We start from the raw sequence: 14,201 nt of genomic DNA, 5'->3' as shown, positions 1-14,201 counted from the left end.
TTATTCCCTATCCAAAGTCTGCAATAAGCGTGATTTGGTGATCACGCCGTAATAATTTCCCTGCAGATCGACAACAGGCACGGCGTAGGGGACTTCAGCCACTTGGCTGATTAATTCACTAACAGACAGCTCCGGATCAACCGTCACAATATCAGGCAGTAGTGCCGCGCTAAGCGATGTTTGTTGCTTGAGAGCTTGTTTCAGAGAGTCGAGCGACACAATGCCAGAGTATTTATTCGTACGGTCAACTACAATTCCGTAGTCTCGGTCATGATCCATCAGTAACTGCATTGCTGCAGCCGGGCCATCATTGTCGTGTTTTTTAAAAACGGCCGCGGGTTTTTTGCGGGCAATGTCTTTAGCTGAAAAAACACTGGCAACATTAACGCCACGAAAGAATGAACTGACGTAATCGTTAGCAGGATGATGCAATATTTCATCGGGCGTGCCCGTTTGTACGACGATGCCATCTTGCATGATGGCGATACGGTCACCAATTCTCATTGCTTCATCAAGGTCATGAGAAATAAAAACGATGGTTCGCTTATCATCATTTTGCAGGCGGATTAGTTCATCTTGCATTTCGGTGCGGATTAACGGGTCGAGTGCAGAAAATGCTTCGTCCATTAACAAAATGTCAGGGTCGTTGGCGAGTGCACGGGCCAAACCAACGCGTTGTTTCATCCCACCCGATAACTCATCAGGGAATGACTCACAGTAGGCGTCTAAGCCAACCCGAGCGAGCGCTTCTTTTGCACTTTTATTACGTTCATGAGCCACCACTCCTGATAGTTCTAATCCAAAGGCAGCGTTTTCAAGAACGGTCATATGTGGCATGAGTGCGAAGTTCTGAAATACCATTGAGATATTTTTACGTCTCACATCGCGCAGCTCTTGCTCTGAAATATGAGCAATATCCTTACCCTTCAGTAAAACACTTCCTTGGGTTGGCTCAATCAGGCGGTTCAACAATCGAACTAAAGTGGACTTGCCCGAACCGGACAAACCCATAATGACAAAAATCTCCCCTTCATTGATTGAAAGAGACACATCCTTGACCCCAACAGTGAGTCCGGTTTGCTCGAAAATTTGGTCTTTATCCAACCCTTTTTCTAACAGCGGGAAAGCCTGTTGTGGAGTCTCTCCAAATACCTTGTAGAGGTTCTTAACTTCTAACACGGGTGACATGATTTACATCCTTTGTTCTTCATGGCTATTTAATGTTTAGCCGTAAATATGTATAGTACACTAAACATTAATTTGACGGTTTTCAAGTTTTAACCCAGCTGTCATTAGCTATTTTGTCATTAACTTACTGATTTTTTATATCAAAAATAAATTTAAAAAAACAAAAAATAGTTTGAGTTGAAATGGTTGTATATGGATGACAGGCCAGAGAAATTTGAGTCCATCGGTGTGCAGATTTGAAAATGGCGACGAATAAATCGACAACGTGTCTGATGAAAGAGGTAGAGAGTGAGAAAAATAAATGAGCAACCGATTGTGCGGCAATTATTGCCGCTATTCTTGTTCCTGATAGTGCTAACGTCTTTCCCAACGCAGGCACAGGAAGAGCCCTATTCTGAATCACCAATACTGGATCGTCCTTTGGTTGAGCGCTACATATTGGATGAGTTGAAAGCGTTAAGACAAGATCAACAAGATCTTGAACGGCGACTCACGATTCAAATTACCGACAGAGAGCTGTCCGTTGCAGACAAGTCACTGAATTACTCGAATGTGACGGTGACCTATTTTTTCTATGTCATTGCTGGTGTTGCCTCATTAGTTGCATTAATTGGTTGGCAGTCACTTAAAGAAGTGAAGCACAACACGCGTGAACTGGCCGATAAACGGCTAAATCAAATTGCGCAGGAATATGAGAAAAAATTCCTCGCCTTGGAGCGAGATCTTAAGCGCAAAACACGCATCATTACCGAAAACAACCGTGAAATTGAAATTATTAATGAAATCCATAACTTATGGTTGAGAGCGCAAAGTGTCCAAACACCAGAGCAGCGTATTGAAGTGTATGACGAAATTTTAAAAATCCGTCCCGGAGATTTGGAAGCGTTGACATACAAAGCAGATGCTGCGATGGAAATTCGAGAATACTACTGGGCACTGAGTCTATGTAATCGCGTGCTAGAGTTGGATGATGCTAATGCGCCAGCCTTGTACCAACGAGCATGTGCGTATGCGCGTATCGGAGCCGAAGAACAAGCGATTGAGGATTTACAAAGAGCCACGGAAATTAGCGCTTCATTGCGAGATTTAATTGCAGAAGAAGCTGATTTAGAAGGGCTACACGGCAATAAGAAGTTTGACGAGCTGATCAGTAGCAACATTTGATTTTGTATTAAATTTCATCCACTTTTTATAACGAACTGGTGATAATCAAACGTAATCTTAACGACAAATTATTATCATTAGACACACATACGCTTTTAACCGTTAATGCGCCTGACGTTACAGGCGTCAAGTCGTGATATCAGACTTTCTGATTCACTTTTTACTCTCTGTTTTTGTGAGATTAGATGTGGAACAACCATCCAAATTAGATCGCGTTCGCGCTGACTACAATGTTCATTATTGGAGCCAAGGCTTCTTCGGTATTGACAATCAAGGCGAAGTTTATGTTTCGCCGCGCCATGATAAGGCGCACCAAACCCCCTTGAGTTCGATCGTAAAGCAGCTTGAAGCGCGTGATTTAAATTTGCCTGTGCTTGTACGTTTTCCGCAGATCCTGCATCAACGCGTACATAACATTTGTGACGCCTTTAATCAGGCGATTGAAGAATACCAATATCCAAACAACTACCTGTTGGTCTACCCAATCAAAGTGAACCAACAAAAAGAAGTGGTAGATGAGATTTTAGCCAGCCAAGCGCAGCTAGAGACTAAACAGCTTGGATTGGAAGCGGGCAGTAAGCCAGAATTATTGGCGGTATTGGCTTTAGCCCAACAAGCAAGTTCAGTGATTGTATGTAACGGCTACAAAGACAGAGAGTACATTCGTCTGGCCCTGATTGGTGAAAAGCTTGGCCATAAAGTATTCATCGTTTTGGAAAAATTGTCTGAGCTGGATCTCGTGCTGAAAGAAGCGAAAAGCCTAGGCGTGAAACCACGTTTAGGGCTCCGTATTCGTTTAGCTTCTCAAGGCGCGGGGAAATGGCAGGCGAGTGGTGGTGAAAAATCGAAGTTTGGGCTCTCTGCATCTCAAGTGTTGACCGTTATCGAACGCCTTAAAAAAGAGCAGCAATTAGAAGCATTGCAACTGGTGCATTTCCACTTAGGTTCGCAAATGGCGAATATTCGTGATGTGCGTAATGGCGTGAACGAAGCGGCGCGTTTTTACTGCGAGCTGCGTGATATTGGTGCGGAGATTGACTTCTTCGATGTGGGTGGCGGTTTGGCGGTGGACTACGACGGTACACGCAGTCAATCATCCAACTCGATGAACTATGGTTTAGCTGAATATGCACGCAATATCGTAAGCACGGTAAGCGATGTGTGCCAGTTATATAGTCAGCCAAGGCCAGTCATTATTTCTGAATCAGGCCGCTCGATTACCGCGCACCACGCCGTACTTATCACTAATGTTATTGGTACAGAAGCGTATTACCCAGAAGAGATTCCAGAAGTCGGTGAAGAAGCTCCGGTATTGCTACAAAACATGTGGCGTAACTGGCAAAGCTTAAGTGAAGGCTCTGATGCGCGTGCACTGATTGAAATTTACAACGATACGCAAAGCGATCTGTCGGAAGCGCACAACCAGTTTTCGACTGGCGTTATTAACCTTCAGCACCGTGCTTGGGCTGAACAGCTATCGCTGCGCATTTATCACGAATTGACACTGCAAATGAGTACCAAAAACCGTTTCCATCGTCCTATTTTGGATGAACTGAATGAGCGTTTGGCGGATAAGTTTTTTGTTAACTTTTCACTGTTTCAATCATTGCCAGATGCGTGGGGAATCGACCAAGTTTTCCCTGTGTTGCCATTGTCTGGCCTTGAAAAAGTGGAAGATCGCCGCGCCGTGATGCTGGATATCACCTGTGATTCTGATGGTGCCATCGAGCAATACGTCGAGGGGCAAGGTATTGAAACAACGCTGCCAGTGCCAGCATGGAATGCTGATGAACCGTATTTGATGGGATTCTTCCTTGTAGGAGCCTATCAAGAGATCTTAGGCGATATGCATAACCTATTTGGCGACACACACAGCGTGGTGGTGAACATGGCAGAGAATGGAGAAACCGAAATCGTATCGATCAACGAAGGAGACACGGTTGAAGATATGATGCGCTATGTTCATATTGATGTGGATGCTATCCGTAAAAACTACCGCGAATTAGTTAGCCAGCGTGTGGCGGTTGAAGAACAAGAAAATGTATTGCAAGAGCTTGAGCAAGGCTTGAGCGGTTATACCTATCTAGAGGATTTTTAAATGAATGATTTGTTTACTAAAACTGATTATTCCCTGTATTCCAATGCGATGACGTTTGTACGTCGTCCTTATGTTAAAGACCCAGTAAGTGCAGATGCCGATGTCGTGGTACTGGGCGTACCTTTGGATATGGCTACATCAGGTCGCCCGGGGGCGAGAATGGGTCCAGATGCGATTCGTCGCGCTTCAGTGAACCTTGCATGGGAAGGTAAAAAGTTTCCTTGGAACTTTAACTTGTTCCAAGATACCAAAGTGATCGACGCGGGTGATTTGGTGTTTGATTGTGGTGACGCTGAAGATTTCACTTATCGCTTAGAAGCGGCGACTAGCGAAATTCTAAAAAGTGGCAAAACCATGCTTGCTTTAGGTGGTGACCACTTTATCACGCTGCCTATATTGCGCGCTTATGCCAAATATTATGGCGAAATGGCATTGATTCACTTTGATGCTCATACAGACACCTATGCCAATGGCAGCGCTTATGATCACGGCACTATGTTCTATCATGCGCCGAAGGAAGGGTTAATCTCAGCCAAGCATTCTGTGCAAGTGGGTATTCGTACCGAATACAAACAGGAAGGGCACGGTTTTAATGTCATCAATGCGATGCAAGCGAATGATATGTCAGTGGAAGAGATCGTCGCTAATATTCGTCAAACTATTGGTGATAAACCCGTATACCTAACGTTTGATATTGACTGCTTAGATCCCGCTTTTGCTCCTGGAACGGGTACGCCAGTATGTGGTGGATTGAATTCCGATAAAGTGCTGAAAATCATTCGTGCATTGGCCGGTATTAATTTGGTGGGAATGGATGTTGTTGAAGTTTCTCCTCCGTACGATCAAAGTGAGCTAACGGCTTTGGCTGGTGCGACAATTGCTCTAGAGCTGCTTTACGTTTGGGCTTCTAAGCCAAACGTGGCGTCATAAAAAATAAGTCAGCGCGCAGCACCACTGCGCGTTTTTCTTAACCATCATCTCAACGTATTTCCATTAAAAATCATCATCTTGTCTTTCAATGTAAAATTCACTTTGCGCACTCAATAATAAATATTAATGACATAACTTGCATAAGTGTTCGCCGTGTACCAATTTTATTAAGTTGGCTAGGTGTCTCATTGGTCTACCATTCATATTAATAATATGATCAAGTTTCACCTTAATCTTTCTAGCTGTTATACGGTGAGGGTGAATCTATGACTTTAGGTTTTAAAAGCAGAATATATGTGAGCGTAGCACTGCTCGTTGCGATTTCTTTAATCGTTTTGGGCACCATCAACATGCTGTCGTTAAAAGAGAAGATGATTACCTCTTTAACCACAGAAACTCAAAACAAGCTCAACTATCACGTTTCTGAACTCGAATCTTGGGTGAAAACACGTTATCAAGCCGTAGTTAAAGGTTCACAACATTTCCGATCTGCTCTTTCTGATCAAGAGAATGTCAACTTAGTTCGATTGTTAGCTGAGAGTGCGCAAATTTCAAATGTCATTATGGCGTATGACGATGGCCGTGCCTATATGTCGTTTGACAAAGACAACGGAGTTGTTACAGGTCAACAAAATTTCACCAGTAGGGATTGGTATCAGCAAGCAAAAACCTCTCGAACTGCTCAGGTAACTGAAATTTATGAAGATAAAATCACCGGTAAGCAGGTTATTAGTGTAGTTATGCCTGTCTACCAACAAAGCCGTTTCATTGGTGTTTTGCTGGGAGATATCCAACTGGATGAGGTTATTGTCCAAGTCAGTAATATGCGCTTTGCCGGCGGTGCAGCGACACTAACCGACAAGCATGCTGTCTTTTTTGCTAGTGATGATCCTAGTGATATTGGACGAACGCCCTCGCAAGTCAGCCCTAATTTCCTCGAAATGGAGAAACTTTTTAGCCAGCAAGATGCTGGTCATTTGTCATTTCCTTATTTAGGCATTGAGTTTGATGGTTATTTCAAGCGCGTTAACCTAACCGATAATATGTACTGGACCATGATGGTGTTCGTCGACAAAGGTACGGCGTTAGCTAATGTGTATGAAGCGCAAAGTAGCGCTATTTACACTGGGGTGATTTTGCTCATTATCAGCGTCGCGGCAATCTTCGTCATTCTTAATTATATCTACAAGCCTTTGCTACGCCTGAAAAAAGCGGTACTTGATCTTTCGAAAGGCTCTGGTGATTTGACACGCCGCTTGGAGGTGAATGGTGATGATGACTTAGCGCAGATAAGCCAAGGCTTCAATTTATTCTCAGAAAATCTACAAAAAATGATGTTGCAAATATCTGATGCCAGTCAAAACATCTCCTCTAATATTGAGCAGTTAGGTCAAACGGCAAAGGAAAATGAGCGGATGCTGCTTTCGCACTCATCTGAAACAGAGCAAGTGGTGACGGCCATTACTGAAATGAGTGAAAGTGCACGTACTGTGGCAGAGAGCGTCACGCAATCGAATCACATTACTGACTCGGCGAGCAAAGAGGCCAAACAATCGATTATTATTGTGAATAATGCGGTTGAAACGGTCAGCTCATTGGTGAGTGATGTTGAACAGATGTCTGAGCGCATTGCCAATATGAACAAAGATGCGATCAAGATCAGCGAAGTATTGACCGTGATTGGCGCTATTTCAGAGCAAACGAACTTGCTTGCGTTGAATGCGGCGATCGAAGCGGCGCGTGCGGGTGAGCAAGGCCGTGGGTTTGCGGTGGTTGCAGATGAAGTTCGTGCTTTAGCGGCGAGAACGCAAAACAGCACTACTGAAATATCAGATATGCTGGCCAAGCTACTTGAAGGGACGGATAGCGTTGTAGCCGCAATGGACAAAACTAAAAACCAATGTCAAACCACAGCAGATAAAACGTCTGAAGTTTCTGGCAGTTTAAACATCATGAGCACTTCCGTGTCCGAAATTGATGATTTGAGTACGCAGATCGCAGCTGCGACCGAACAGCAAAGTACAGTCGCAGAAGAGCTCAGTCGCAATATGCTAGCGATAAGAGACATCGTTGAATCATTGGTGGTGAGTGGCAGACAAACCGTTAGTGCTACAGAGTCACTCTCTTACTCAAACCATGAGCTTGACCGCTTGGTCTCCAACTTTAAATTAAAGTAATAAAACGCCGCTAACGCGGCGTTTTATTTGGGATTAAGCATGGAGAGAGCATCATGAAAACAGCGTATTATAGCGTGTGGCTAGATGAGCACGGCAACCAACTGAACCCTGCGTTTGAGCAAATTTTCCAGACAGTGAAAGCGCATTTTTTTGCTCGCGATCCCAATCGTTGGCCTTTGTATCGTATTCACGAGATCGCCCGTTGGCTTGAAGAGCGAAAAATTGATGCGCCAACCGTGGTAAATACTGCATTGCAGCAACAATTACGGCATTCAAACACCATTCCTCGACACTCGAGCCACGCCATTCACCCTTTTAACGACTTAGCGCTTTATGCCGCCAAACGTTCAAAAAACTGGGATGACCCTCGCTCAGTGGAAAATGTGATCTCGACACCTTGTGATCCGGCCATTCACGGTGCGCTACTTGCGACTATTGCCAACCCTAACTTGGTTTATAGCGAATATGCGGGAGATGCCATTGAACTGGAAAAATTAGTCGTGCGGCAAATCGCGCATTTAGCTGGTTATGATAGTGATCAAGCGACTGGAGTATTCACACAAGGAGGTACATTTTGTAATTTGTACGGCTATCTATTAGGTATTCGAAAAGCGTTGCCAAAGTCAGCTCTGAATGGTTTGGCGGGCGAAGATTACAGGATATTCAATTCAGAAGCAGGTCACTATTCAAACATGACAAATTTGTCGTTGTTGGGGGTTGATGTTCAAGGTAAAGCGATTCGGATCAAAGTTAAAGATAACAATGAAATGGATTTGGCTGAATTAGACCAACAATTGATTTTCTGTTTTAAAAATGGCATTGCTGTTCCTAGCATAATGCTGACATTTGGCAGTACCGATACCTTCGCAACTGATGATATTGAACAGGTTTATGCGATAAGAGAAAGAAGATGCCAAGAATATGCGATTTCGATAAAACCACATATTCATGTTGATGCTGCTGTTGGGTGGAGTATGTTGTTTTTTCAAGAGTATGATTTTGAACGCAACCCTTTATCGCTTAATCGGGCAACACTGACGGGTATTGAATCCTTATTGCCGAGGATTAAAAGTTTACAATTAGCGGATTCATTTACGGTCGATTTTCAAAAATGGGGTTATGTCCCTTATACTTCCAGCTTGGTGATGCTCAAAAACAAACACGATCTCGCGGTATTAAAAACAGATCCCGGTTATTACTCCTACTTTGAACATGCTCAAAGAGAAGAGAGCCATTTGCAATCGACCATTGAATGTTCACGCAGTGCCGTGGGTGTTTTTTCTGCCTATTCAGCACTGCAACATTTAGGTATCGAAGGCTACCAAACCGTGATTGGTCATACATTGCAAAATGCTAATTATTTACGCTGCCAATTAGCCGCTCTACCACACTGCAAGGTGGCAGCAGTAGAAAACCAAGGGCCAAGTGTTACTTTTCGTCTCTATGACCCACAGAAAGTGACGTGTGCTGAATCGATGTTTGATCAAGAAATGAACGTCGCACGTCAGGGGTCTATGGTTGATTCGATAGTAGAGAATACGCTCTACCATCGTCATCAGTTCTTATCTCATAAAGGCCAGCATCTTAACACCAATTGGGTCGATTCGATTGCGCGCACTCATTATGATGACACTGGACATTGTTTACATATTCCGGGAGAAAAAGCGGTTTTAATGAACCCCAATACCACCCGAAAACATATCGAACAGTTTTGCCAAAACATTGTTCGGCGCTAGCCATGGAAAGGGTGAGCGCGAACTGAAATGAATGACTAGTCACGTCAATGTAATGTTATTTTTCACCACGGATGCGGTATGAAGAATGTATTACCATGTGCGCGTGATATTAACCTGAATGTTACATTTTAGATAACAAGCTGTCTCAAGGAACGATAATGAAAAAACAACTGTTGACCCTAGCAATTAGCGTTTGCTTTACCTATGTGGCGCAAGCAAATGAATGGGGATATGAAGGTGAACGTGGCCCTGAACATTGGGGACATGTTTCTAAAATTTGTGAAATGGGCAAAAATCAAAGCCCAATTGATATCAATGGCCTCGTTGAAGCTGATTTAAAATCTTTAGATATCCACTATTCAGGCGTTGTGGGTGCATTGACCAACAATGGACACACGCTGCAAGCCTCAGTTTCAGGGAAAAATACACTGGTAGTGGATGGTACAGAATTTGAACTCAAACAATTTCACTTCCATACCCCTTCTGAAAACTTAATTAAAGGACATCAATATCCTTTAGAAGCGCATTTTGTGCATGCTGATGCGGCTGGCAATCTGGCAGTTTTGGCGGTGATGTTTGAAACGGGCGCACAGAACGAACCATTAGCCCAGCTTACTGCGGAGTTGCCTAAAGTTGGGGCGAGTGTGCCGTTAGCAAAAGAGTTAGCAGTACAGTCACTGTTACCTAAGCTAGATGAGTATTACCGTTTTAATGGGTCACTCACAACGCCACCTTGCAGTGAAGGCGTGAGATGGTTTGTGGCCAAGCAGCCGAACAGTTTGTCACAGCAACAAAGTGCAGCACTACATAGTGTGATGGGAAATAACAATCGGCCCATACAAGCTCACAATGCTCGCTTAGTGCTAGAAAAAGAATAACAACGCTCTTTGAGCGATTTGAAGTCGCAGTCGGGCTCACAGGGTTTACTATTTCCTTTCCGCTCTGCTTCTTCAAATTTTAGGTGTAAGTGCTTAATTTAGCTAATCTATTTTTTGTGCTTATTCATTGACAGCATTTAATGTATAGCGGCTTGCACTGGCTAAAGATAGTGGTTTTGAAAACCAATAGCCTTGTAAATAAGTTGCCCCCATCTCTTTAAATTTTTGGTACATGTCGCCATTTTCAACCCCCTCAATAACAATGTCGACGCCATTGGTGTGACAAAACTGGATGAGAAAGGCTAAATATTGTTCTGATGCTGGGTTAGTCAGTGTTTTCCATACAATGCTTTTGTCTATTTTAATTTGATTGAGGGGCAAATCAAAGAAGCTATTGAGTGAGCTAAAACCAGCGCCAAAATCATCCAGCGACAGTTGAAACCCCATTTCATTTAAGGAGTGAAGCTGGTTAATCGCATTTTTATCTCCATCGAGTATGACAGTTTCCGTCAGTTCTAACACAATAGAAGAGGGCAATACACCGGAAGCCTTAGCCATTGTTAGTATCTGTTGTGGGAAGTCACTTTTCAGAAGTTGAAGGACTGAAACATTAATATTAACCCGAATATTAACCCCATTTTGTTTATTGTAACGGCCAATAAACTCACAGGCTTTTTTGAAGACAAAATAGCCTAAATCAACAATCAGCCCCTTTTTTTCTGCAACGGGAATAAATTCGTCCGGGAAAATCTCACCAAACTCTTTTGAGCGCCAGCGGACTAAGGCTTCAAAGCTGGATACCTGCCCTGATTGTGCATGAATAATGGGTTGGAATTTCACGGACAATGAACGTTGATCTAATGCTTCCTTTAAGCCTCTTTCGATGAAGAAATAACGATCAACGTTTTTTTGAATTCGGCCACTGTAAATTTCGATACGAGAATGATTTTTGGCACTAGCAAATTGGCAAGTTCGTGATGCAATATTTAACAACTCATCGGCAGATATAGCACGGTTTATCTCAGGATAGACACCAATGCTAATATCATTACCATAGAGGTGCCCATGCTCCGTGGCTGATTTCGAATAGTGCTTCATTATTTGAGAGCAGATATGCTTGAGCTCATCGTATGAGCGTTCTCCTCTAAGTAATATGGCAAAATCGTCAGAGCGAATACGGTAAAAATCAGCAAATTCATCGGGCAGTTCACGCAGTGCACTGACGACGTGATTCAGTAAATCTTTAACAATATCTGAGCCGTATTGATTGAGATAAGACTTAATATCTTCAAGTTGGATGTAGATAAGTGAATAAGGCTCTCCAATTTTGAGTGCTTTCTCATCAATATCGAGCAGTAATTTACTTCGATTATAGAGGCCTGATGAGCTGTCAAAAAATGCAGCTTGATGAATGTAATCTTCCATCAATTTTTGATCGGAGATATCTTTATGGCTACCCACCATAAAATGTTCACCGTTCACACTTTTTGTGACCGCATTCCCCTCTAACCAGATATATTGACCATTTGCTTTTTTGACTCGGTATTGAATCGATTCCCTTGATTCAGTGGTGCTGATATGCTTGTCGACGCGGCTGTTGAGCAGTGCACGATCCATAGGATGGACCAAACTCAGCCAATCAGCATAGGAAATAGTTTCGCTGTTTACACCAAATTGTACATAAAATGTTGGATTATAGAGCACCATGTTTCCATCGCTGCTCATATAAAACAGACCTTGACTAAAAAAATCGAGAACATGAACCAGACGCTGCTTTGCAACGGCACTGTCTAGGTCTGAAATTGAATACTCTTCCTGCGGAAATGACATTGTCATGTTAATCCTAATTCAAGCGAAAGCAGCAATGGATGATAATTGTGAGTCTTGATCCAAAACCTTTATGACTCATCTTTAAAGAGTACTATAACGCTTGTACTAAGATGTCTCAATTATAAAACTATTGATTCATCAATTAGGCACAAGTTATCAGTTTATTTCACGGCAGTTGTTATTTCTGAAACGAAATGGTGAGACTTAAATAACGTAGGATCGCATCGTGCGGTTTATTCGTTGTGGAAAGAATAAAAGCGACAAATTGTCGCTTTTATTCATGTAGAAGTCATACGATTTAACGATCCCAATACGCTTCTTCTAGGCTATCTTCACGTTCTGGTAATGCTCGCGATAAACGAGGAGAGTGCTGTGTGAGCACTTCGTAGCTGACACGGTTTGCATATTTGCAGATCTGAGATAACGAAGAGTAAGTGAGGTACGGCACATCATGTTTGGCAGAGTTTGGAACATTACGTTGATGATAACTATTCGCGGCCATATCGTGCAATAAAGCCGATAGCGCTCCGTCTCCCGCTCCGTTAGTGTTTTTGATTTCCAATGGGCCACCCAAGTAAGGGCCAATGTGTGAATACACTTTTATTGGGTTGAGGCAGTCTTGTTTTCGCATCGCACGGCTAAATTCGTACTTGTTAAATTCAGCAATATTACCCGGTAGGAGAGGTAGTTCAGTTTCGCGCTTTGCACTTTCATCAGTGTAGCTAGCCATATAAAGACCCACGGGCCCCGCGGTGCAGAGGATTAAATCTACCCATTCGAGTGCTTTGTTAGCCGCAAGCAGTGGATCTTTCTCACCAGTTAACGCTTCACCTTCTTCTTCATTCATGGCGACGACTGTGATGTTTTCTTTGATGTAGTCTTGCCACCACTTCGCATTACCTTCAATTACATACTTAGTGCCTAGGGTTAACACCACTGGAATGTGCTTGGATTTAGCGATCTCAATAGCGCGTTTGACCGCAAGTGGCATTGGATCTTCCGGTTTTCCACGCATTAAGTAAGAAGAAACAACTAAAGCGGAAGCTTTTTCAAAAACCTCTTCAGGAACACTATCAGGGCGAAGTTTATTCATATGCCCTTCATTAATGGCGAAGGTGCGCTCTCCATCATCAGAAATTAGGGTGTAGCAACGCCCGATAGGACCATCGACAGTTTGAAGATGGTTTAGGTTCATGCGCGATGAGGTTCTACACAAATAACGATAGCTGTATGAGCCGACTTCAATATTTTTGGACATCACGCCGAGCAAAACGGATTTGCTATCGGCCAACACAGAGTAGTTGTGCAGTGTGTTGCCAATCGTATCTCCCGGGTATTGGTGAGTAATTAAACCTCGTTCGACTAGCTCTTCATAGAGCGCATCGGCTTTGCTCTCTTCGAGCACCAGTGAGTGACCTTTACTCAATTGATGTTTCTCTAAGAACTCATTGTCTACACGGGCTTCAATATCAACAATGGTTTGCCCAACACCGACCACTGTTGGGCGGTGGAGCATAGCCGTTTGTTGAATTTGATTGACGAGAGGGTCACGAGCATGAGTCGGAAAATAGTGCTTAGATTTACGCTGTCCAGGAAACTTCATGTTGAAAAATGAGAATTGAAAATTTCCCGTATCATATCACGGATGTGAAAGGTTCCTTTCATTTTTATTACATAAAAAAGTGAGCTAAATCCAGAGCACCGAGGCGTTAGCGGCTATTTAGTGAGCGTTATGTCCGTACTATAAGCCTTAGTCCCCCAAAGCGGTACGGTCGATAGGCTGTGCTTGAAGCTACCATCTGTTTCTTTGGTAGTATAAGACAAGTAGATCAGGGTTTGATTTTCTGCATCGTAGATACGTCTGACTTTCATTGACTTGAAGAAAATACTTTTTGACTTCTTAAACACGATTTCGCCTGATTTGCTCTTATCAATTTTTGCAATCATCTCTGGCGTAATGTCACCAGTCTGACGACACGAGATTGAGCTATCACTTGGATCAGAAAGACTTAAATTAGCCTCAATTGAAGCAATATGGCACGTAACACCAGTCACAATATCATCACTTAGATTTTCGATTTTTACGTCTTTAAGCGTGAAAAATCCGAGCGATACATCGCCAACTTCATTGCTATCGCAGCCAACTAAACCAAAGCTAAGTATGAATGCGGTGGTGATGAGTTTCTTGTTCATGTCTATA

General features: G+C 43.1%; 10 protein-coding genes. 6 read left to right on the top strand and 4 right to left on the bottom strand.

Annotated elements, in window-relative coordinates; all coding sequences use genetic code 11:
- On the bottom strand, positions 1-1,188 hold the full coding sequence (proV, locus tag AACQ75_RS09300) for a glycine betaine/L-proline ABC transporter ATP-binding protein ProV (protein WP_170888537.1): 1,188 nt from the start codon (positions 1,186-1,188) through the stop codon (positions 1-3).
- A 288-nt stretch (positions 1,189-1,476) separates the two neighbouring features.
- Here proV and AACQ75_RS09295 point away from each other — a divergent pair, with 288 nt between their 5' ends.
- From AACQ75_RS09295 to AACQ75_RS09270, 6 genes are all read left to right on the top strand, one after another.
- On the top strand, positions 1,477-2,352 hold the full coding sequence (locus tag AACQ75_RS09295; protein WP_088733455.1) for a tetratricopeptide repeat protein: 876 nt from the start codon (positions 1,477-1,479) through the stop codon (positions 2,350-2,352).
- Between the two features lie 187 nt (positions 2,353-2,539).
- Complete coding sequence (gene speA / locus AACQ75_RS09290; protein WP_026027469.1) at positions 2,540-4,450, top strand: arginine decarboxylase; 1,911 nt, start codon at positions 2,540-2,542, stop codon at positions 4,448-4,450.
- Complete coding sequence (speB, locus tag AACQ75_RS09285) at positions 4,451-5,380, top strand: agmatinase (RefSeq protein WP_013867969.1); 930 nt, start codon at positions 4,451-4,453, stop codon at positions 5,378-5,380.
- Positions 5,381-5,646: 266 nt separating this feature from the next.
- Positions 5,647-7,557 carry a methyl-accepting chemotaxis protein gene (locus AACQ75_RS09280; protein WP_017043354.1) on the top strand — a complete coding sequence of 637 codons (1,911 nt, stop codon included), beginning with the start codon at positions 5,647-5,649 and terminating at the stop codon, positions 7,555-7,557.
- 53 nt (positions 7,558-7,610) lie between these two features.
- A complete protein-coding gene (locus AACQ75_RS09275) occupies positions 7,611-9,293 on the top strand; it encodes a pyridoxal phosphate-dependent decarboxylase family protein (protein ID WP_170888536.1) in 1,683 nt (560 codons plus the stop codon).
- Positions 9,294-9,451: 158 nt separating this feature from the next.
- Positions 9,452-10,171, top strand: a complete 720-nt coding sequence (locus tag AACQ75_RS09270) for a carbonic anhydrase (RefSeq protein ID WP_170888535.1) — start codon at positions 9,452-9,454, stop codon at positions 10,169-10,171.
- A 120-nt stretch (positions 10,172-10,291) separates the two neighbouring features.
- Here AACQ75_RS09270 and AACQ75_RS09265 read toward each other — a convergent pair whose 3' ends face one another.
- From AACQ75_RS09265 to AACQ75_RS09255, 3 genes are all read right to left on the bottom strand, one after another.
- A complete protein-coding gene (locus AACQ75_RS09265) occupies positions 10,292-12,007 on the bottom strand; it encodes a putative bifunctional diguanylate cyclase/phosphodiesterase (protein ID WP_094151859.1) in 1,716 nt (571 codons plus the stop codon).
- Positions 12,008-12,299: 292 nt separating this feature from the next.
- The gene (locus AACQ75_RS09260; protein ID WP_013867964.1) at positions 12,300-13,604 is read right to left on the bottom strand and encodes an inosine/guanosine kinase; all 1,305 of its coding nucleotides are present in this window, start codon (positions 13,602-13,604) and stop codon (positions 12,300-12,302) included.
- Positions 13,605-13,717: 113 nt separating this feature from the next.
- Positions 13,718-14,194: a CreA family protein gene (locus AACQ75_RS09255; protein WP_026028212.1), complete on the bottom strand. Its 477-nt coding sequence runs from the start codon at positions 14,192-14,194 to the stop codon at positions 13,718-13,720.
- Positions 14,195-14,201: the final 7 nt, after the last annotated feature.

The sequence above is a fragment of the Vibrio sp. B1-2 genome (assembly GCF_963888445.1).
Classification (GTDB): domain Bacteria; phylum Pseudomonadota; class Gammaproteobacteria; order Enterobacterales; family Vibrionaceae; genus Vibrio; species Vibrio anguillarum.
This window is presented reverse-complemented; position numbering and strand designations above follow the sequence as displayed.

What these genes read in the sequence shown, in the direction of transcription:
- proV (WP_170888537.1), bottom strand. Translation starts at nt 1,188, where the DNA reads ATGTCACCCGTGTTAGAAGTTAAGAACCTCTACAAGGTATTTGGAGAG.
- AACQ75_RS09260 (WP_013867964.1), bottom strand. Translation starts at nt 13,604, where the DNA reads ATGAAGTTTCCTGGACAGCGTAAATCTAAGCACTATTTTCCGACTCAT.
- speB (WP_013867969.1), top strand. Translation starts at nt 4,451, where the DNA reads ATGAATGATTTGTTTACTAAAACTGATTATTCCCTGTATTCCAATGCG.
- AACQ75_RS09255 (WP_026028212.1), bottom strand. Translation starts at nt 14,194, where the DNA reads ATGAACAAGAAACTCATCACCACCGCATTCATACTTAGCTTTGGTTTA.
- AACQ75_RS09280 (WP_017043354.1), top strand. Translation starts at nt 5,647, where the DNA reads ATGACTTTAGGTTTTAAAAGCAGAATATATGTGAGCGTAGCACTGCTC.
- AACQ75_RS09270 (WP_170888535.1), top strand. Translation starts at nt 9,452, where the DNA reads ATGAAAAAACAACTGTTGACCCTAGCAATTAGCGTTTGCTTTACCTAT.
- AACQ75_RS09275 (WP_170888536.1), top strand. Translation starts at nt 7,611, where the DNA reads ATGAAAACAGCGTATTATAGCGTGTGGCTAGATGAGCACGGCAACCAA.
- AACQ75_RS09265 (WP_094151859.1), bottom strand. Translation starts at nt 12,007, where the DNA reads ATGACAATGTCATTTCCGCAGGAAGAGTATTCAATTTCAGACCTAGAC.